Below are 19,433 nucleotides of genomic sequence, written 5' to 3' on the forward strand. Positions count from 1 at the left end.
GACGCTCCGCTTACCCGGCATTTTTATTGGAATGCAGAAGTGACGACATTAGAAAACACCATTGGCAACACTCCTTTAGTCAAGCTCCAGCGCCTGACGCCGGACAACGGCAGTGAAATCTGGGTCAAACTGGAAGGTAATAACCCGGCAGGATCGGTGAAAGATCGCGCCGCGTTATCGATGATTGTTGAAGCGGAAAAACGCGGCGAGATTAAACCTGGCGACGTGTTAATTGAGGCCACTAGCGGGAACACCGGCATTGCGCTAGCCATGATTGCCGCGTTGAAGGGCTATCGCATGAAGTTGCTGATGCCGGACAACATGAGCCAGGAGCGTCGTGCGGCGATGCGCGCCTACGGTGCTGAGCTGGTTCTGGTCACCAAAGAGCAGGGGATGGAAGGAGCGCGTGATTTAGCGCTGGAAATGGCCCAGCGCGGCGAAGGTAAGCTGCTGGACCAGTTCAACAACCCTGATAACCCGTACGCGCACTACACCACCACAGGGCCGGAAATCTGGCAGCAAACGTCCGGACGCCTCACCCATTTTGTCTCCAGTATGGGGACGACCGGCACCATCACCGGGGTTTCCCGCTTTCTGCGCGAGCAGGCCAGCGCGGTCACCATTGTGGGGCTGCAACCGGAAGAGGGCAGCAGTATTCCGGGGATTCGCCGCTGGCCAGCGGAATACATGCCGGGCATTTTTAACGCTCAGCTTGTCGACCAGGTCGTGGATATTCACCAGCGGGAAGCGGAGAACACCATGCGTGAACTGGCCGTGCGTGAAGGGATCTTCTGTGGCGTCAGTTCAGGCGGTGCAGTCGCTGGCGCGATACGCATTGCGAAAGTGAATCCAGGCGCGGTGGTGGTGGCGATTATTTGCGATCGCGGCGATCGTTATCTCTCTACCGGTGTGTTTGGCGAAGAGCACTTCAGCCAGGGCGCAGGGATTTAATCATCTGCCTGGCCCGGCCCTGGCCGGGCTATGTGGACTAACTCTGGCGTTTTTTCACCAGCAGATCCAGGAACTGCCAGAGCTTTTCATTCATCTCCCGGTAATCCCATTCGCGCATTTCCGCATTCGAGCGAATAAAACGCTTCCCTTTGGCTTCTGCCAGCTCCTGTTCAGAGTGCTGGATCAGCCCTTCCACCGCCTCGGCGGTAAATTCCATGTGGCACTGGAAGCCATAGACGAAATTGCCGTACTGCACTATCTGCCGTGGACACCCAACGCTTGCGGCAAGTACCGTTGCTTGATCGGTAAGCCCTGGCATGTCGTTGTGCCAGTGACCGACGGTGAGCGGAGATCCGAAGTGGGCAAGCAGCGGATGCTGCTTCCCTGCTTCGCTCAGGGTGATGGGATAGTGACCAATCTCTTTCTCCGGGCTCTGGCAGACTCTGGCTCCCAGCGCCTCACCAATCAGCTGTGAGCCCAGGCAGATCCCGACCACAATACGACCCGCCGAGATGGCCTGGTTAATCAGATGCTGTTCGGCCAGAGAATCAAAGTAAGGGCACTCTGCGAGCGTGGTGCGGGGTGATTGTGGGCCGCCAAAAACGACCAGCATATCAAAGCCATCGGCGTTAGCCGGAACGGGTTCGCTGTCGTAGACGCGAGTCCAGGTGATGCTGTAGCCACGCGCTTCGGCCCACGGCAAATAAGCACCGGCCGATTCAAACGATTCGTGAATGATAAAATGGACGTGCACGGTGCTCTCCTGTTATTGGCCCAGCGCCTGATGAATGTGGGCGGCCAGGCGGTTGATGTCGTTGTCGTTGAGTGTGGAAAGGGTAATGCGCAGACCCTGTGCGGGCGTGTTGACGCCGAAGGCTTCGCCTTCACGCACCAGCCAGCCGAATTTCGCCAGCGCGAATGCGGTGTTCTGACTGGCTTCGGCGAGGGGGAGCCACAGGTTCAGGCCATCGCCGGGGAAAAAGTGGCTGATGCCTTGCGCGTGCAGCGCCTCAGCCAGTTTACGCTGTTGATCGGCATAAAACTGGCGGGTTTCCGTGAGGGTTTGCTGCCAGATGGGGTCTGCCAGACAGGCGTAAACCAGATCCTGCAAAATGTGGCTAACCCACTGACTGCCGGCGTTAAGGCGCAGGCGTAGCTTTGCCGAGGTTGCGGGATCGCTGGCGACAATGGCAAGACGCAGGTCCGGGCCCAGCGCTTTCGACATTGAGCGAACGACCGACCAGTGGAGCGTTTCTGCTGCAATCACCGGATGCCATGCGGAGGCTGAAAGCAGGGCAAAGTGGTCGTCAACAATCACCAGCACCTGCGGATATCGCGCAAGAATAGCCTGTAACGCGTCAGCGCGTGCGGCGCTTAAACTGCATCCCGTCGGGTTGTGCGCCCGTGGCGTCACGATCACCGCGCGTGCACCTTTGCTCAGCGCCTGTTCGAGTCCTTCGGGGAGCATCCCTTCGCTATCGACGCTCACCGGACTGGCGCTGAATCCGGCGTATCGCAGCATGTTGATGCTGCTTAAAAAACAAGGGTCCTCAACGACCACGCTATCGCCCGGCAGCAGATGGGCGCTCAGCAGGCGTTCAATGGCATCAATTGCGCCGCTGGTGATATCAATTTCGCCCGCAGTGGGAACGGCATTCTGCATCCACCGTGTCGCCCAGCGCGTTAGCGCCGGTGTCACCGGCGCGTCGCCGTACAGGCGGTGGCCGTGATGGAGAGTCGCAAAGTAGCGACTCAGGTCGGGTAGACGAGTCGGATCAGGATTCCCGCTGGAGAGGTCGTGCAGTGGTGTATGGGGGTCGCCGCCCTCCCACGCGATGGGCGTAGCGGCGCTTTTTATGACGGTACCGTTGCGGCCACGACTTTGCGCCAGTCCGGAAGTGACCAGGCGTTTATAGGCCGCCGCGACGGTATTGCGATTGACGTTGAGCTGCGCGGCCAGTTCCCGCACCGGCGGCAGTGTTTCACCCGCAGACAACACGCCACTGGTGACGTGCTGACGTATACTGTCAAAGATTTCGCTGGCGGTTTTTCCGTCGATCATTATTGACCTATGACAAAATGAATTTTAGCATATGACGATAATAGTGAGGCACCAGCCCGCTGTCCAGTGAGAGGAGAAGTCTATGGGGCAGGAGAGTGATATTCAGTCAGTGCTCTTCGACGATAAGCATCGGGCGTTACAGACCGATATTGTCGCCGTTCAGTCACAGGTGGTGTATGGCAGCGTCGGCAACAGCATCGCTGTTCCTGCCATCAAAGCAAAGGGTTTGCGGGTGACGGCGGTGCCTACCGTCCTGTTCAGTAATACTCCGCACTATGACACGTTCTATGGGGGCGTGATTCCGGCTGACTGGTTCAGTGGCTATTTGCAGGCGCTCAATGAGCGTGATGCGCTGCGCGAGTTAAAGGCGGTGACGACCGGTTACATGGGTAGCGCGGAGCAAATTGCGCGACTGGCGCAGTGGCTGAAAACCGTGCGTGAATCGCATCCTGATATTCCTGTTCTGGTCGATCCGGTGATTGGCGATACCGACAGCGGGATGTATGTGAAAGCCGAGATTCCGGATGCTTATCGCCGCCATCTGCTGCCGCTGGCGCAGGGGCTGACGCCGAATGTTTTTGAGCTGGAGATGCTCAGCGGCATGCCGTGCCGCACGCTGGAGGAGGCTGTCGTCGCGGCGAGATCGCTGCTGACCGACACGCTGAAGTGGATTGTGATCACCAGCGCGCCAGGACAGGACAGCGACACCATTACTGTGGCGGTGGTGACGGCGCAAACGCAGGATGTGATTGAACATCCGCGTGTAGAAACCGATCTGAAAGGGACCGGCGATCTGTTTTGTGCCGAGTTGATTAGCGGCATTGTGCTGGGAAAATCACTGACGCAGGCAACGCGACAGGCTGCGGAACGCGTGCTGGAGGTGATGACCTGGACGCAGCAATGCGGTTGTGACGAACTGATACTGCCTCCGGCAGGGGAGGCGCGATGAAGAGCTATCGGCTGGTGGTGCGCCAGCAGGGACGCATAGTAGGGCATTTTGAAACCAGCGGGCTGAATGCGCTGGAGGATATCTGCGTGGCGCGCGCGATGTTTGGCATTACGGGCGGCTATCAGTGCGAACTGCTGGTTTCTGATTCAGAAAAGCGGATGCTGGAGAGCGGGCCGGAAGGGATGAAAATCCTGATGCGGGAAAAGTGTTATCGTCCGGTGACCTCGCCATTGTGACCGCAGCACCGATGCTGGATGCCGGCGCAAACGCCTTATCCGGCCTACAGGTCTAACGCCGTGGTGAAAAATCGCGTAGGCCTGATAAGCGCAGCACCGATGCCGGATGGCGGCGCAAACGCCTTAACCGGCCTGGCGGCCCAACCCCGTGGTGAGATATCTCGTCGGCCTGATAAGCGCAGCACCGATGCCGGATGGCGGCGCAAACGCCTTATCCGGCCTGGTGGTCCAACTCCGTGGTGAAAAATCGCGTAGGCCTGATAAGCGCAGCACCGATGCCGGATGGCGGCGCAAACGCCTTATCCGGCCTGGTGGTCTAACTCCGTGGTGAAAAATCGCGTAGGCCTGATAAGCGCAGCACCGATGCCGGATGGCGGCGCAAACGCCTTATCCGGCCTACAGGTCTAACGCCGTGGTGAAAAATCGTGTAGGCCTGATAAGCGCAGCACCGATGCCGGATGGCGGCGCAAACGCCTTATCCGGCCTACAGGTCTAACTCCGTGGTGAAAATCTCGTCGGCCTGATAAGCGTAACACCGATGCCGGATGGTGGCGCAAACGCCTTATCCGGCCTGGCGGTCCAACTCCGTGGTGAAAAATCGCGTAGGCCTGATAAGCACAGCACCGATGCCGGATGGCGGCACAAACGCCTTATCCGGCCTACAGGTCTAACGCCGTGGTGAAAAATCGTGTAGGCCTGATAAGCGCAGCGCCATCAGGCAGGCCGGAAGCATCGTTGGTGGATGACGTGTATAAAAAAAATGGCGCCAGAAGGCACCATTTTTTCCTGCGGCAAGAATTATTTCTTGATGCGGATAACCGGGGTTTCACCCACAGTCACGCTACCGGACAGTTTGATCAGTTCTTTGATTTCGTCCATGTTGGAGATAACAACCGGAGTCAGGGTAGACTTGGCTTTTTCTTCCAGCAGCGGCAGATCGAATTCAATAACCGGGTCACCCACTTTCACACGCTGGCCTTCTTCGGCGATGCGCTTAAAGCCTTCGCCTTTCAGCTCAACGGTGTCGATACCGAAGTGAACAAACAGTTCGATACCGCTATCGGATTCGATAGAGAACGCATGGTTGGTCTCAAAGATTTTGCCGATGGTACCGTCAACCGGTGCAACCATCTTGTTACCGGTTGGTTTGATAGCGATGCCATCACCCACGATTTTTTCAGCAAAAACGACATCCGGTACGTCTTCGATGTTGACGATCTCGCCAGAGAGCGGTGCAACAATCTCAATAGTTCCGGTGTCTTTCTTATCATCAGAAACCAGAGACTTCAGTTTATCGAACAAACCCATGATCTTCTCCTAAGCAGTAAATTGGGCCGCATCTCGTGGATTAGCAGATTGTTTTTTCTTCAATGAACTTGTTAACCAGCGTCATTAACTCGTCCGTTGTCGGTTGAGCAAGAGCCTGCTCTGCTAACACCTTCGCATCTTCGAAGTTCGTGTTACGGATAATCTTCTTAATGCGCGGGATAGAAATGGCGCTCATAGAGAATTCGTCCAGACCCATCCCCAGCAACAGAAGTGTAGCACGTTCGTCGCCTGCAAGCTCACCGCACATGCCAGTCCATTTACCTTCAGCATGAGAAGCATCAATAACTTGCTTGATAAGCGTCAGGACAGATGGCGACATTGGCTGGTAGAGATGTGAAATCATATCATTACCACGGTCAACTGCCAGGGTGTACTGCGTTAAATCATTGGTGCCGATACTAAAGAAATCAACTTCTTTGGCTAAATGACGAGCAATCGTTGCCGCAGCCGGTGTTTCCACCATCACGCCAATCTCAATGGTTTCGTCAAATGCTTTACCTTCGTCGCGCAGTTCCTGTTTGTAGATTTCGATCTCTTTGCGCAGTGCGCGAACTTCTTCAACAGAGATGATCATCGGGAACATAATGCGCAGTTTACCGAAAGCAGACGCGCGCAGGATAGCGCGAACCTGATCGCGCAGGATCTCTTTACGATCCATCGCGATACGCACGGCACGCCAGCCCAGGAACGGATTCTCTTCTTTCGGGAAATTCATGTACGGCAGTTCTTTGTCGCCGCCGATGTCCATGGTACGCACGATCACGGCCTGGGAGCCACAGGCTTCAGCCACGGCTTTGTACGCCGCAAACTGTTCTTCTTCAGTCGGCAGCGCGTCGCGGTCCATAAACAGAAATTCGGTACGATACAGACCAACGCCTTCCGCACCATTGCGCTCTGCGCCTTCGACGTCACGCACGGTACCGATGTTGGCGCACACTTCAACCTGATGGCCATCCAGCGTGATTGCCGGCAGGTCTTTCAGTTTAGCCAGTTCCGCTTTTTCAGTGGCAACCTGCTCCTGAACGGCGCGCAGTTTTTCAATTTCTTCGTTGGTCGGGTTGACGTAAACCAGGTTGTTTACGGCATCCAGAATCAGATAGTCGTCGTTTTTCACCTGAGAGGTGACGCTACCGGTACCCACGATAGCCGGCAGTTCCAGAGAACGCGCCATGATAGAGGTGTGGGAGGTCCGGCCACCCGCGTCGGTAATGAAACCCAGCACCTTCTGCAGGTTCAGCTGTGCGGTTTCGGACGGGGTCAGATCGGCGGCAACCAGAATCACTTCGTCCTTGATTGCGCTCAGGTCGATAATTGCCAGCCCCAGGATGTTGCGCAGCAGGCGCTTACCGATATCACGTACGTCAGCCGCACGTTCTTTCAGGTATTCATCATCCAGTTCTTCCAGGGCAGTGGCCTGACCTTCGATAATTTCATGCGCAGCTGCGTCAGCCGTCATGTGTTTATCTTTAATCAGGGCTATGATTTCCTGCTCCAGCTCCTCATCTTCGAGCAGCATGATATGCCCCTCGAAAATGGCTTCTTTTTCTTCACCGAACGTTTCACCAGCTTTCGTTTTGATCGCTTCTAACTGTGCAGATGCCTTGGCACGACCGCTCAGAAAACGTTCAACTTCCTGATCAACCTTGTCGGCAGAAATTTTTTTCCGGTCAATGACGATTTCGTCTTCTTTCAGCAAAAGTGCTTTGCCGAAAGCGATACCCGGGGATGCTAAAATGCCTGAAATCATAACCCTACCTTACTTGTGACTGATTTTTAAAAGAACCCGGAAAAACTTATTCCAGTTCCGCCATCAGCTTGACCAGATGTTCAACCGCTTTCTGCTCGTCTTCACCTTCTGCAGAGATAGTCACGACGGTACCCTGAGTCAGACCCAGAGTTTGCAGTTTAAACAGGCTTTTCGCGCTGGCGCTTTTGCCGTTGGAAGTCACAGTAATCTCAGAAGTGAAGCCTTTCGCTTCTTTAACAAACTGAGCAGCAGGGCGGGTGTGCAGACCGTTCGGAGCGGTAATGGTAACTTCTTGCTGGAACATTGTATTTCCCCAACTTATAGGTTTAGTGTTGTGGAACTAAAGTCTAGCCTGGCGGTTTGACTTTAGCCTGTATTGTTAGCGCCGGCGTAAACGGGCGCGACACACCAGGTGTTTTACGCAATCCGTTGCAGTCAACCTCTGGCCGCTGACGTTTCGCTCGTCATTAAACATTATGCCGCTAAATCAATACTTGAACCAAATCATAAAATCGATTCAGCCAGCAGTTTTCCTGTAACGATTAATTTCGCGCTTCAAAATAATTAATCAGGTTAAATACCAGACCTGGCGGGGTGAAGCAATGGCAGGTGGGGCTAAAGTTTGAAGCAGGCCACAAAAAAGCACCTGAAAAGGTGCTTTTTTACGCGTTTTTAACATGCTGGCATTACTGTTGCAATTCTTTCTCTGTGAAGAGATCGGCAAACAGTGCTGTGCTCAGATAACGCTCACCCGATGACGGTAGGATAACCACAATATTCTTGTTGGTAAAGGTTTCATCTTCCTGAAGTTTAAGTGCGGCAGCGACTGCGGCTCCTGAGGAGATACCGGCAAGAATGCCTTCTTCTTCCATCAGACGGCGGGCGGTGGAGATCGCCTCTTCGTTGGTGATGGCGACCACTTTATCGATCAGTTTCAGATCCAGGTTACCTGGAATAAAACCGGCACCAATACCCTGAATTTTGTGCGGACCTGGCTTCAGCTCTTCGCCAGCCAGCGCCTGAGCAATAACCGGGGAATCCGTCGGCTCAACGGCTACGGTAATCAGGTCGGCTTTGCCTTTGGTACCCTTAATATAGCGGGTGACGCCGGTCAGCGTACCGCCAGTACCCACGCCGGAGATAAAGACGTCAACCTGACCATCGGTATCTTCCCAGATTTCCGGGCCGGTGGTTTTTTCGTGAATTTCCGGGTTAGCCGGGTTGCTGAACTGCTGAAGCAGCAGATATTTCGCCGGATCGCTGGCGACAATTTCTTCTGCTTTCTGAATTGCGCCTTTCATACCTTTAGCGCCTTCGGTCAGCACCAGATTGGCACCCAGCGCTTTCAGCAGCTTGCGACGCTCGATACTCATGGTTTCGGGCATGGTCAGCGTCAGCTTATAGCCACGCGCAGCGGCGACATAGGCCAGTGCGATACCGGTGTTGCCGCTGGTAGGCTCAACCAGTTCGACGCCCGGTTTCAGCACGCCGCGTTTTTCAGCATCCCAAATCATATTGGCACCGATACGGCATTTCACGCTGAAGCTCGGGTTACGTGATTCCACCTTCGCCAGAATGCGTCCGTTACCGATACGGTTCAGTCGAACCAGCGGCGTATGACCGATAGTCAGCGAGTTGTCTTCAAAAATCTTACTCATGGCCTGTCCTTAACTGTATGAAATTGGGATACCTTCCCAGCATACCCTTCAGTCTGAGATGGGGAAGTAAAGATTTCGCATATCTATATGCTGTGGAGAAATAATGGGGATCAGTATGGAATAAGAGGTGGTATAAGCCACCTCTCGTTTACACATTTTTGCATTACTTCCATAACGCGTGCTTAGCACGATAGCAATCTACCCACATCGCCGTGGCGCCACAGACTGCCACCGGCATGATGAAGAGATTGAGTATCGGGATCAGAGTAAAGAGGCTGGTGAGCGCACCAAACTGCATATTGATGACCTTACGACTGCGCAGGGCGGTACGCATCTCTTTAAACGGCACTTTATGGTTATCAAAAGGGTAATCGCAATACTGAATCGCCAGCATCCAGGCACTGAACAGGAACCACAACACGGGGGCGACGGTTTGCCCGATACCGGGAATAAAATAGAGGATCAGCAGCACAATGGCGCGCGGCAAATACCAGGCGAGCTTTTGCCATTCGCGTTTCATAATGCGCGGCACATCTTTCATGATGCCCAGAACCCCGGTATCCGGCGGCGTTGCACCGGTCAGACGCGCTTCCAGTTGCTCCGCCAGTAGCCCGTTAAACGGTGCGGCAATCCAGTTGGCCAGGGTCGAGAAAAAGTAACCAAACACCAGCAGTACAGAAAGGACGGCGATGGGCCACAGCAAATAGCTCAGCCATTGCAACCAGTCGGGGACGTGACGCATTAATGACGGGATCCAGACATCCAGTTGTGTGAATAACCACCAGAATGCACTGCCCATCAGCAGGATGTTTACCAGTAGCGGTAAAATGACATAGCGACGGATCCCCGGCTGCGAAACCAGTTTCCATCCCTGAGCAAAGTAGTAAAAACCGCTACGTGGTGCAGTGACAGATGATGACACCATAGTCAGGACATGCTCCTTTTAGTATAAGTCCTAAGTGAACACGGGTATCTTACCGGGTTATCGCATGCAGAACAGTTCAGAAATGTTCGAAAAAACAGCAAAAAGCACAATTTCGTTCATCTTTATGCTGTGAAAGCTAAGAGTACACTTGCACTTGACGTAATCGGCAAATACTCTTAGTGAGTAAATGTTTGCCGTGGTGGCAAGGTGTTAGAACAACAGAGAATATAATGATGCAGGATTTGCGTCTGATATTAATCATTGTTGGCGCGATCGCCATAATCGCTTTACTGGTACATGGTTTCTGGACCAGCCGTAAAGAACGATCTTCTATGTTCCGCGATCGTCCACTGAAACGCATGAAATCAAAACGCGACGACGACTCGTATGACGATGATGTTGAAGCTGACGAAGGCGTCGGTGAAGTTCGTGTTCACCGCGTGAATCATGCCCCTGGCAATCCGCAGGAGCATGAAGCTCCTCGCCAGTCGCCGCAACACCAGTACCAGCCGCCTTATGCGTCGGCACAACCGCGTCAGCCGGTTCAGCAACCGCCTGAAGCGCCGGTACAGCCGCAGCATGCCCAGCGTCCGCCGCAACAGCCGGTACAGCAACCTGCGCCGCAGCAGTCCGCTCAGCCGCGACCAGTCCAGCAACCTGCGCCACAGCAACCTGTCCATCCGTCGCAGCCGGTTCAACAACAGCCCATCGCGCCGCAGGTTCAGCCTGTTCAGCCGACTGCGTCGCAGCCGTCTCAGCAGGCCTTCCAGCCCGCAGAACCCGTGGTTGAGCCGCAGCCTGAGCCCGTCGTTGAAGAGGCGCCAGCTCCGGAAAAACCGCAGCGTAAAGAAGCGGTGATCATCATGAACGTCGCCGCCCATCATGGCAGCGAGTTGAACGGTGAAGTGCTGCTCAATAGCATTCAGCAGGCCGGTTTCAAATTTGGCGACATGAATATCTTCCATCGTCATCTGAGTCCGGATGGCAGTGGCCCGGCGTTGTTCAGCCTGGCGAATATGGTTAACCCGGGTACGTTTGATCCAGAAATGGTCGACTTCACCACGCCGGGCGTGACCATCTTCATGCAGGTGCCGTCTTATGGTGATGAACTGCAAAACTTCAAATTGATGCTGCAATCCGCACAGCACATTGCCGATGAAGTCGGCGGCGTGGTGCTCGACGATCAGCGTCGGATGATGACGCCGCAAAAATTGCGCGAGTATCAGGACCGTATCCGTGAAGTGAAAGACGCGAACGCCTGATACACTCAAGGCACGACAACTTCCTTTCTGAACCCCCGCCTGTCGGGGGTTTTTTATCATTGATGGTGCGATATGGAATCAATCGAACAACAACTGACTGAACTGCGAACCACGCTTCGCCATCATGAGTATCTTTACCATGTGATGGATGCGCCAGAAATCCCGGATGCAGAATACGACCGCCTGATGCGCGAACTGCGTGAACTGGAAGCGCAGCACCCGGAACTGATCACCCCGGATTCTCCGACCCAGCGCGTGGGCGCTGCGCCGCTGGCGTCTTTTAGCCAGATTCGTCATGAAGTGCCGATGTTGTCGCTGGACAACGTCTTTGATGAAGAGAGTTTCCTGGCATTTAATAAACGCGTCCAGGACCGTCTTAAGAGCAGCGATAAGGTGACCTGGTGCTGCGAACTGAAGCTGGACGGTCTGGCGGTCAGTATCCTCTACGAAAACGGGGTGCTGGTAAGCGCTGCAACCCGTGGCGATGGCACGACCGGTGAAGACATTACCTCAAACGTGCGGACGATCCGCGCCATTCCGTTAAAACTTCGCGGCGATAACATTCCGACGCGTCTGGAAGTGCGTGGCGAGGTGTTTTTGCCGCAGGCGGGTTTTGAAAAGATCAATGACGATGCTCGTCGGACGGGCGGTAAGCTGTTTGCTAACCCGCGTAACGCGGCGGCGGGTTCGCTGCGCCAGCTCGACCCGCGTATCACCGCGAAGCGACCGCTCACTTTCTTCTGCTATGGCGTTGGCGTGCTGGAAGGCGGCGAACTGCCCGATACCCATCTGGGCCGCCTGCTCCAGTTTAAAGCGTGGGGGCTGCCGGTCAGCGATCGCGTGACCCTGTGCGACTCCCCGGAAGCCGTGCTGGCGTTTTACCACAAAGTGGAAGAGGACCGTCCGACGCTGGGCTTCGACATCGACGGTGTTGTGATTAAGGTCAACTCGATGGCGCTTCAGGAGCAACTGGGCTTCGTCGCGCGCGCGCCGCGCTGGGCGGTGGCCTTTAAATTCCCGGCGCAGGAGCAGATGACCTTTGTTCGTGACGTGGAGTTCCAGGTGGGACGTACCGGAGCGATTACGCCCGTTGCGCGCCTTGAACCTGTTCAGGTTGCGGGCGTGCTGGTGAGTAATGCCACGCTGCATAACGCTGATGAAATCGAGCGTCTCGGGCTGCGTATTGGCGATAAAGTGGTGATTCGCCGTGCTGGCGATGTCATCCCGCAGGTGGTCAACGTGGTGCTTTCCGAACGTCCGGACGACACGCGGCCAGTGGAATTTCCGACGCATTGCCCGGTATGCAATTCCGACGTCGAACGCGTGGAAGGTGAAGCGGTCGCTCGCTGTACCGGTGGCCTGATTTGCGCCGCGCAGCGTAAAGAGTCCCTCAAGCATTTCGTCTCTCGACGGGCGATGGACGTGGACGGGATGGGTGACAAAATTATCGACCAACTGGTTGAGAAAGAGTATGTCCACACGCCGGCGGACTTGTTCAGGCTGACAGCCGGTAAACTGACCGGTCTCGACCGGATGGGGCCGAAGTCGGCGCAAAACGTGGTGGATGCGCTGGAAAAATCGAAAGAGACGACCTTTGCGCGCTTCCTGTATGCGCTGGGGATCCGGGAAGTCGGCGAGGCTACTGCGGCAGGGCTGGCGGCCTTTTTTGGTACGCTGGACGCGCTGGAAGCCGCGTCTATTGACGAACTGCAAAAAGTTCCGGACGTGGGCATTGTGGTCGCTACCCATGTGTTTAACTTTTTTGCCGAAGAGAGCAATCGCGAGGTGATCGCACAACTGCTGGCGGAAGGCATTCGCTGGCCCGCGCCGGTGGTTATCAATGCGGATGAAATCGACAGTCCTTTCGCCGGGAAAACGGTCGTTCTGACGGGGAGTCTGAGTCAGATGTCGCGCGATGACGCCAAAGCGCGGCTGGCGGAACTCGGGGCGAAAGTGGCGGGCAGCGTCTCGAAGAAGACCGACCTGGTCATTGCCGGCGAAGCGGCAGGTTCCAAGCTGGCAAAAGCGCAGGAGTTGGGGATTGCGGTCATTGACGAAGCGGAAATGCTCCGCCTGCTGGGTGTCTGAGATGGAGAAAGAGCAGCTCGTTGAGATTGCCAACACGGTGATGCCGTTTGGTAAATACAAAGGGCGTCGGCTGATCGATGTGCCGGAAGAGTATCTGCTGTGGTTTGCCCGCAAGGATGAGTTCCCGGCGGGTAAACTGGGCGAACTGATGCAAATCACGCTGCTGATCAAAACCGAAGGGCTGAGCCAACTGGTTCAGCCCCTGAAACGTCCGCTTTAAGCTTTTGCGGCGCGGCTGTCCTGCTGCGCCTGTAACTGTTCGGCCTGGCGCTTATAGCGACGCGCCAGTACCGCACAGACCATCAACTGGATCTGGTGGAAAATCATCAGCGGCAATACCATCATCCCAATGACGGACGTCGGAAAGAGGATGTTGGCCATGGGTACGCCGTTCGCCAGACTCTTTTTCGACCCGCAGAAGACAATCGTGATTTCGTCGGCCTTGTTGAAGCCGCATTTGCGCGCCACAAAGATGTTTACGGCAATCACGATGGCGAGCAGCACAATGCTGACTACGACGATAAACAGCAGCGATCCCCAGCCCACTTTGTGCCAGATCCCGTTAACCACGGCTTCGCTGAAGGCTGAATAGACCACCAGCAGAATCGACGTCTGATCCGTCTTCGCAATCCATTTTTTATTTCGCGCAACCCATTTGCCGATCCACGGACGGGAAAGGTGTCCGAGCACAAACGGCAACAGCAGTTGCAGCATGATTTTGCCGACCTGCTCCAGACTGCCTTCTGCGCCGTGAATGTTCATCACCACGCCGACCAGCAGCGGGGAGAGGAAAATCCCCAGCAGGCTGGAGGCCGACGCTGAACAGACCGCCGCCGCAACGTTCCCTCCTGCCAGCGACGTAAAGGCAATCGCCGACTGCACCGTGGCGGGCAAAATGCACAGATACAGGAAACCGGTGTACAGCATTGGGTCAACGTTGACGGGCGCCCACCAGGCAAACAGTACGCCGAGTACCGGGAACAGAATGAAGGTGCTGCACATCACCCACAGGTGCAAACGCCAGTGACTGCCGCCAGCGATAATGGCTTCGCGCGAGAGCTTCGCCCCGTGCATAAAGAACAGGAGCGCAATGGCGGCGGTGGTAATGCCTTCAACGACAGGAACAAAATCTCCCTCAGCTGGAAAAAATGAGGCCAGCAGGACGACCGCAACCAGGGTCAGGGTAAACGGATCAAGGATTCGAAAAATATTCATAAATACTCCAGGAATTCGGTGTCCTCATTTTGCGTTTTTCATTTTGAGAAATAAAATTGATTTATTGCATCTATATATGAATTGAGTTGATGAATTATTCTCTGCGTCAATTACGTGTGTTTGTTACCGTTGCTCAGGAGCGAAGTTTCAGCCGGGCCGGTGAGTTTATTGGTCTGAGCCAGTCGGCCGTCAGTCACAGTATCAAAGAACTGGAGCGCCAGACAGGGGTGAAGTTACTGAACCGCACGACGCGTGAAGTCGTGCTGACGGATGCCGGGCAACAACTGGCGGGCCGCCTGGAGCGGCTGCTGGATGAACTTCATATCACGCTACGGGAAGCGGGCAGGGTGGGCACGCAACTCGCCGGTACTGTCCGCGTGGCGGCAAGCCAGACTATCTCCGCCCATCTCATTCCGCAGTGCATTGCGCAAAGCAATCAGCGTTATCCGGCGATCGACTTTGTCCTGCACGATCGACCGCAGCAGTGGGTGCTGGAGAGTATCCGTCAGGGGGAAGTGGATTTTGGTATTGTGATTGATCCCGGTGCGGTGAGCGATTTGCAGTGTGAAGCAATACTGTCCGAACCCTTCCTTCTGCTCTGCCATCAGGCGCATCCGCTGGCGCAACAGGAGTGGGTGAGCTGGCAGGATCTCCAGCAGGAACGCCTGGTGTTGCAGGATTACGCGTCGGGAAGTCGGCCGCTTATTGACGCGGCGCTCGCGCACTTTGCGATAGAAGCCAATATTGTGCAGGAGATTGGTCATCCGGCGACGCTGTTTCCGATGGTGGAAGCGGGGATAGGCATTAGCATTTTGCCTGCGTTGGCCTTACCGCTTCCGCAGGGAAGTCATTTGCAGGTGAAGCGCCTGACGCCGGTGGTGGAACGGCAGTTGATGCTGGCGCGGCGCAAAAATCGCTCGCTGTCGACGGCAGCCCAGGCGCTGTGGGAGGTGGTTCGCACCCAGGCGAATGAATTAACGGATTTACGTGCACAGGATCCGCTCTATCAGATATAGACATCAATCTGATGATCGTCGGAAGGATAATTAACGCCTTCTGCTTTAACCTGTGTTTGATCCTGCTTTTGCTGGGCCTCTTCGACCTGCTGGCGCTGTAACTGTGCCAGTTGCGCCTGCAACACTTTGATCTGCGTCTGTATCAACTCCTGCTGCTTCTGCTTCTCTTCGGCACTGCCGCTGCCGTCCGGCACTTCTTTTAGCTTCTGCGTCAGTTGGGTGATTTTCTCTGCAATCTGCGCGATTTGTGCAGAGAGACTGTTACCGGCGGCGGTTTTTGCCCCACCGCCGCCGCTTTGTACGGAAGGGGTTGAGACGTTAATGGTGGTCATCGTGGTTTCCTTTTACCATTAAAACTACGATATCGGCACAAGTCAGCAGACCTTCAGTACTCCCTGCCATTTCTGGCAGGGACGCTTTTTCTTACCCAACGGTTCTGATTTTCCATATCAATATATATTTACTATCGATCGGCAGGGAAAACTGTATTGGTAATCGATTGCGTGCTCTGGTTATAACCATTACCTCCCTCACTCAATGAGTGATTAGCCGATTATAAGGACATCTCATGACCGACTCCCACTTTTCCCAGAATCCCTGGAACAGCGCTGATATTATTCGCGGCTACAAGCCTGACTTCACGCCGCGCGTCGCCTTTATCCTTGGTTCGGGTTTAGGCGCGCTGGCTGAGCAGATAGAAGACGCGGTGGCGATTTCCTACGAGAAGCTGCCGGGTTTTCCGGTGAGTACCGTTCACGGGCATGCGGGCGAGTTAGTGCTCGGTCATCTGGCCGGGGTTCCCGTCGCCTGTATGAAAGGGCGCGGGCACTTCTACGAAGGACGCGGCATGACCGTGATGACCGACGCCATTCGCACGCTGAAGCTGCTGGGTTGCGAACTGCTGTTCTGCACCAACGCGGCGGGTTCTCTGCGTCCGGAAGTGGGGCCAGGGAGCCTGGTGGCACTGAGCGACCATATTAACACCATGCCGGGGACGCCGATGGTTGGGCCGAACGACGACCGCTTTGGCGAGCGTTTCTTCTCGCTGGCCAATGCTTACGACGCCGACTATCGCGCGGTTTTGCAGAGCGTCGCGGCCGACGAAGGTTTCGCGCTGAGCGAAGGGGTGTTTGTTTCCTATCCGGGGCCTAACTTTGAGACAGCAGCAGAGATCCGCATGATGCAGATTATCGGTGGTGATGTGGTGGGGATGTCGGTGGTACCTGAAGTCATCACCGCCCGCCATTGCGGACTGAAAGTGGTTGCCGTGTCGGCGATCACCAATCTGGCGGAAGGCCTGGGTGATGTGAAACTCTCGCATGCGCAAACCCTGGCGGCGGCTGAACTTTCACGACAGAACTTTATCGACCTGATTTGCGGGTTCCTGCGCAAACTGGCCTGAAACAGAGAATAATAATGACCCCGGCAGCAGGCGGGGTTCGTACTCTACGGCAAGGAAGAGAAAAATGGGTATTGCGTCCCGATTAAAGATCATGTCGTTTATGCAATATTTTATCTGGGGAAGCTGGCTGGTGACCCTGGGCTCATACATGATTAACCCCCTTCATTTTACCGGTGCCAATGTGGGTATGGTGTACAGCTCAAAAGGGCTGGCGGCGATTATTATGCCCGGTATTATGGGGATTATTGCTGACAAGTGGCTGCGTGCGGAGCGCGCTTATATGTTCTGTCATCTGCTCTGCGCAGGCGTGTTGCTCTACGCGACCACGGTGACCGACCCGGACACCATGTTCTGGGTGATGTTGATCAACGCAATGGCCTTCATGCCGACTATTTCTCTCTCCAACAGCGTCTCCTATTCCTGTCTGGCGCAGGCAGGGCAGGATCCGGTAACGGCATTTCCTCCTATCCGCGTTTTCGGCACGATTGGCTTTATCGTTGCAATGTGGACCGTCAGTCTGATGGGGCTGGAACTGAGTAGCGCGCAGTTGTACATTGCCTCCGGCGCATCACTGCTGCTGGCTATCTATGCGCTCACGCTGCCAAAAATACCGGTGGCCGAGAAGAAAGCGAGCGCGTCGCTCGCCAGTAAGCTGGGGCTGGATGCGTTCGTGTTGTTCAAAAATCCGCGGATGGCGATCTTCTTCCTGTTTGCGATGCTGCTGGGCGCCGTGCTGCAAATTACCAACGTTTTCGGTAATCCCTTCCTGCACGACTTTGCCCGCGATCCGCAATTTGCCGACAGCTTTGTGGTGAAGTACCCGTCCATCTTACTGTCCGTCTCGCAGATGGCGGAAGTGGGCTTTATCCTGACCATCCCGTTCTTCCTCAAACGTTTTGGCATCAAAACGGTCATGCTGATGAGCATGCTGGCGTGGACATTGCGCTTTGGTTTCTTTGCCTTTGGCGACCCGTCACCGCTCGGTTTTGTCCTGCTGCTGATGTCGATGATTGTTTACGGTTGTGCCTTCGACTTCTTCAACATTTCTGGCTCCGTCTTCGTTGAGCAGGAAGTGGAATCCCGGATCCGTGCCAGCGCGCAGGGGTTGTTTATGACGATGGTCAACGGCGTCGGGGCGTGGGTTGGTTCCATCCTGAGCGGTATGGCGGTGGACTACTTCTCCGTGGATGGCGTAAAGGACTGGCAAACCATCTGGCTCGTCTTTGCGGCGTATGCCCTGGCGCTGGCGGTGATTTTCGCGCTGTTCTTTAAGTACAAGCATGAGCCTGAAAAATTGACTCAGCACTCGCTGGCCCGTTAATCCTCCTTTGCGGCGGGCGAGTGTTGCCCGCCGTTCCAGTTCTGCGATGCAATGTGGTAACCTGGCGCATCACTCTTCCCCTCAGGAGCGCATTACCCATGGAACGCACGCATCGTATCGATCTCAAGTTACTGCGTTATTTTCTTGCCGTCGCCGAAGAGTTGCATTTTGGACGCGCCGCGGCTCGTCTGAATATGTCGCAGCCTCCACTGAGCATTCATATTAAGGAGCTGGAACAGGAGCTTGGCACGCTTTTGTTTATCCGGCATTCCCGCAGCGTGGCGTTGACCCATGCGGGGAAAATCCTGATGGAAGAGTCGCGGCGTCTGCTTTCCAGCGCTAATCAGGTACTGGCACGAGTCGAACAGATTGGGCGCGGTGAAGCAGGGCGGATCGAACTGGGGGTGATCGGCACCGCGATGTGGGGAAAAATGCGCCCGGTCATGCGGCGATTCCTGAAGGCGAATCCCAACGTTGAGGTGTTGTTTCGCGAAAATATGCCGGCAATGCAGATGGCTATGCTGGAGCGACGTGAACTGGATGCTGGTGTCTGGCGAATGGCGATTGACCTTGCGCCTGGATTTACCAGCCTGCGGCTGCATGAATCCTCTTTTCTGGTTGCGATGCCGGAAGAACATCCGCTGACTGCCCGTGAGGCCGTGCCGTTAGCCGCACTGCGCAATGAATATTTCGTCACCATGCCGTCCATTCACACTGACTGGGCATTTCTGCAACGCGTTTGTCAGAGCGCCGGATTCTCTCCAATGATTATTCGTGAAGTGATGGAGCCGCAAACCGTACTGGCGATGATTAGCATGGGGATCGGCATTACGCTGATTGCAGACAGTTATGCGCAGATGAACTGGCCGGGAGTGGTGTTCCGTCCATTAGAAGAGCGTATTCCGGCAGATTTGTACATTGTGTATGACCAGCAGCAGGCGACACCCGCACTGGACCATATGATTGTCGCCTTAACGGCGTAACGGAGAACCGTAGACCTGATAAGCGTAGCGCAATCAGGTAAGCAGGTTTGAGCTTTGTGAATCCTGATATCGCCGGATGGCGACTGACGTCTTATCCGGCCTACGCGGTTTAACTGAGCAGTGTAGGCCTGATAAGCGAAGCGCCATCAGGCTCGAATCGTGACATTCTGCGCATAGCAAAAAGGCGCCTTTAGGGCGCCTTTCTACATTGGTGGGTCGTGCAGGATGACTCGCTTCGCTCGCCCTTCGGGCCGTCGCCGCCAGCGGCTCCGTTGTTTCGCTACGCTCA

General features: G+C 55.2%; 20 protein-coding genes. 11 read left to right on the top strand and 9 right to left on the bottom strand.

Features of this window, described 5'->3' with window-relative positions; genetic code table 11:
- Positions 1 to 39 precede the first annotated feature (39 nt).
- Positions 40 to 951 carry a cysteine synthase CysM gene (gene cysM, locus OGY35_RS16180; protein WP_152403081.1) on the top strand — a complete coding sequence of 304 codons (912 nt, stop codon included), beginning with the start codon at positions 40 to 42 and terminating at the stop codon, positions 949 to 951.
- A gap of 37 nt (positions 952 to 988) precedes the next feature.
- Here the strand turns inward: cysM and OGY35_RS16185 are convergent, their stop codons facing one another.
- Positions 989 to 1,705 carry a type 1 glutamine amidotransferase gene (locus tag OGY35_RS16185; RefSeq protein WP_152403083.1) on the bottom strand — a complete coding sequence of 239 codons (717 nt, stop codon included), beginning with the start codon at positions 1,703 to 1,705 and terminating at the stop codon, positions 989 to 991.
- Positions 1,706 to 1,717: 12 nt separating this feature from the next.
- Positions 1,718 to 3,013 (bottom strand): MocR-like B6 salvage transcription factor PtsJ, encoded by a 1,296-nt coding sequence (gene ptsJ / locus OGY35_RS16190; RefSeq protein ID WP_286632802.1) that lies wholly within the window; start codon positions 3,011 to 3,013, stop codon positions 1,718 to 1,720.
- Between the two features lie 82 nt (positions 3,014 to 3,095).
- On the opposite strand from ptsJ, the gene pdxK reads away from it, so the two are divergent.
- The 3 genes from pdxK to OGY35_RS16205 all read left to right on the top strand — a co-directional run bounded on the left by pdxK (position 3,096) and on the right by OGY35_RS16205 (position 4,518).
- Positions 3,096 to 3,962, top strand: coding sequence for a pyridoxine/pyridoxal/pyridoxamine kinase (pdxK, locus tag OGY35_RS16195; protein ID WP_286632803.1), 867 nt, complete (start codon positions 3,096 to 3,098; stop codon positions 3,960 to 3,962).
- Positions 3,959 to 4,198, top strand: a complete 240-nt coding sequence (locus OGY35_RS16200) for a hypothetical protein (protein ID WP_042999906.1) — start codon at positions 3,959 to 3,961, stop codon at positions 4,196 to 4,198. The genes pdxK and OGY35_RS16200 overlap by 4 nt, the downstream gene beginning before the upstream one ends.
- A gap of 194 nt (positions 4,199 to 4,392) precedes the next feature.
- Positions 4,393 to 4,518: a hypothetical protein gene (locus tag OGY35_RS16205; RefSeq protein WP_286632804.1), complete on the top strand. Its 126-nt coding sequence runs from the start codon at positions 4,393 to 4,395 to the stop codon at positions 4,516 to 4,518.
- Between the two features lie 478 nt (positions 4,519 to 4,996).
- Here OGY35_RS16205 and crr read toward each other — a convergent pair whose 3' ends face one another.
- The 5 genes from crr to cysZ all read right to left on the bottom strand — a co-directional run bounded on the left by crr (position 4,997) and on the right by cysZ (position 9,857).
- Positions 4,997 to 5,506 carry a PTS glucose transporter subunit IIA gene (gene crr / locus OGY35_RS16210; protein ID WP_000522253.1) on the bottom strand — a complete coding sequence of 170 codons (510 nt, stop codon included), beginning with the start codon at positions 5,504 to 5,506 and terminating at the stop codon, positions 4,997 to 4,999.
- Between the two features lie 40 nt (positions 5,507 to 5,546).
- Positions 5,547 to 7,274 carry a phosphoenolpyruvate-protein phosphotransferase PtsI gene (ptsI, locus tag OGY35_RS16215; protein WP_152403090.1) on the bottom strand — a complete coding sequence of 576 codons (1,728 nt, stop codon included), beginning with the start codon at positions 7,272 to 7,274 and terminating at the stop codon, positions 5,547 to 5,549.
- A gap of 46 nt (positions 7,275 to 7,320) precedes the next feature.
- Complete coding sequence (gene ptsH / locus OGY35_RS16220; RefSeq protein ID WP_000487600.1) at positions 7,321 to 7,578, bottom strand: phosphocarrier protein Hpr; 258 nt, start codon at positions 7,576 to 7,578, stop codon at positions 7,321 to 7,323.
- A 382-nt stretch (positions 7,579 to 7,960) separates the two neighbouring features.
- Positions 7,961 to 8,932 carry a cysteine synthase A gene (cysK, locus tag OGY35_RS16225; RefSeq protein ID WP_046483505.1) on the bottom strand — a complete coding sequence of 324 codons (972 nt, stop codon included), beginning with the start codon at positions 8,930 to 8,932 and terminating at the stop codon, positions 7,961 to 7,963.
- 163 nt (positions 8,933 to 9,095) lie between these two features.
- Positions 9,096 to 9,857 (bottom strand): sulfate transporter CysZ, encoded by a 762-nt coding sequence (gene cysZ, locus OGY35_RS16230; RefSeq protein WP_286632805.1) that lies wholly within the window; start codon positions 9,855 to 9,857, stop codon positions 9,096 to 9,098.
- Positions 9,858 to 10,087: 230 nt separating this feature from the next.
- On the opposite strand from cysZ, the gene zipA reads away from it, so the two are divergent.
- From zipA to OGY35_RS16245, 3 genes are all read left to right on the top strand, one after another.
- Complete coding sequence (gene zipA, locus OGY35_RS16235; protein ID WP_286632806.1) at positions 10,088 to 11,119, top strand: cell division protein ZipA; 1,032 nt, start codon at positions 10,088 to 10,090, stop codon at positions 11,117 to 11,119.
- Positions 11,120 to 11,191: 72 nt separating this feature from the next.
- Positions 11,192 to 13,207, top strand: coding sequence for an NAD-dependent DNA ligase LigA (gene ligA, locus OGY35_RS16240; RefSeq protein ID WP_152403096.1), 2,016 nt, complete (start codon positions 11,192 to 11,194; stop codon positions 13,205 to 13,207).
- 1 nt (position 13,208) lies between these two features.
- Positions 13,209 to 13,427 (top strand): DUF3820 family protein, encoded by a 219-nt coding sequence (locus OGY35_RS16245; protein ID WP_042317684.1) that lies wholly within the window; start codon positions 13,209 to 13,211, stop codon positions 13,425 to 13,427.
- Here the strand turns inward: OGY35_RS16245 and OGY35_RS16250 are convergent.
- Positions 13,424 to 14,422, bottom strand: coding sequence for a bile acid:sodium symporter family protein (locus tag OGY35_RS16250; protein WP_152403098.1), 999 nt, complete (start codon positions 14,420 to 14,422; stop codon positions 13,424 to 13,426). The genes OGY35_RS16245 and OGY35_RS16250 overlap by 4 nt on opposite strands.
- An 89-nt stretch (positions 14,423 to 14,511) precedes the next feature.
- On the opposite strand from OGY35_RS16250, the gene OGY35_RS16255 reads away from it, so the two are divergent.
- On the top strand, positions 14,512 to 15,438 hold the full coding sequence (locus OGY35_RS16255) for a LysR family transcriptional regulator (protein ID WP_152403100.1): 927 nt from the start codon (positions 14,512 to 14,514) through the stop codon (positions 15,436 to 15,438).
- On the opposite strand, the gene OGY35_RS16260 is transcribed toward OGY35_RS16255, so the two are convergent.
- The gene (locus tag OGY35_RS16260) at positions 15,429 to 15,770 is read right to left on the bottom strand and encodes a FlxA-like family protein (protein ID WP_286632807.1); all 342 of its coding nucleotides are present in this window, start codon (positions 15,768 to 15,770) and stop codon (positions 15,429 to 15,431) included. The two genes, OGY35_RS16255 and OGY35_RS16260, sit on opposite strands and share 10 nt — an antisense overlap.
- A gap of 236 nt (positions 15,771 to 16,006) precedes the next feature.
- Between OGY35_RS16260 and xapA the strand changes: the two genes are divergently transcribed.
- From xapA to OGY35_RS16275, 3 genes are all read left to right on the top strand, one after another.
- Positions 16,007 to 16,840 carry a xanthosine phosphorylase gene (gene xapA / locus OGY35_RS16265; RefSeq protein ID WP_152403105.1) on the top strand — a complete coding sequence of 278 codons (834 nt, stop codon included), beginning with the start codon at positions 16,007 to 16,009 and terminating at the stop codon, positions 16,838 to 16,840.
- Positions 16,841 to 16,904: 64 nt separating this feature from the next.
- Positions 16,905 to 18,161 carry a nucleoside permease gene (locus tag OGY35_RS16270; RefSeq protein ID WP_286632808.1) on the top strand — a complete coding sequence of 419 codons (1,257 nt, stop codon included), beginning with the start codon at positions 16,905 to 16,907 and terminating at the stop codon, positions 18,159 to 18,161.
- Positions 18,162 to 18,259: 98 nt separating this feature from the next.
- The gene (locus tag OGY35_RS16275; RefSeq protein WP_286632809.1) at positions 18,260 to 19,144 is read left to right on the top strand and encodes a LysR family transcriptional regulator; all 885 of its coding nucleotides are present in this window, start codon (positions 18,260 to 18,262) and stop codon (positions 19,142 to 19,144) included.
- The last annotated feature ends 289 nt before the right edge of the window (positions 19,145 to 19,433 follow it).

The sequence above is a fragment of the Citrobacter sp. Ct235 genome (genome assembly GCF_030332305.1).
GTDB classification, from domain to species: domain Bacteria; phylum Pseudomonadota; class Gammaproteobacteria; order Enterobacterales; family Enterobacteriaceae; genus Citrobacter_A; species Citrobacter_A telavivensis.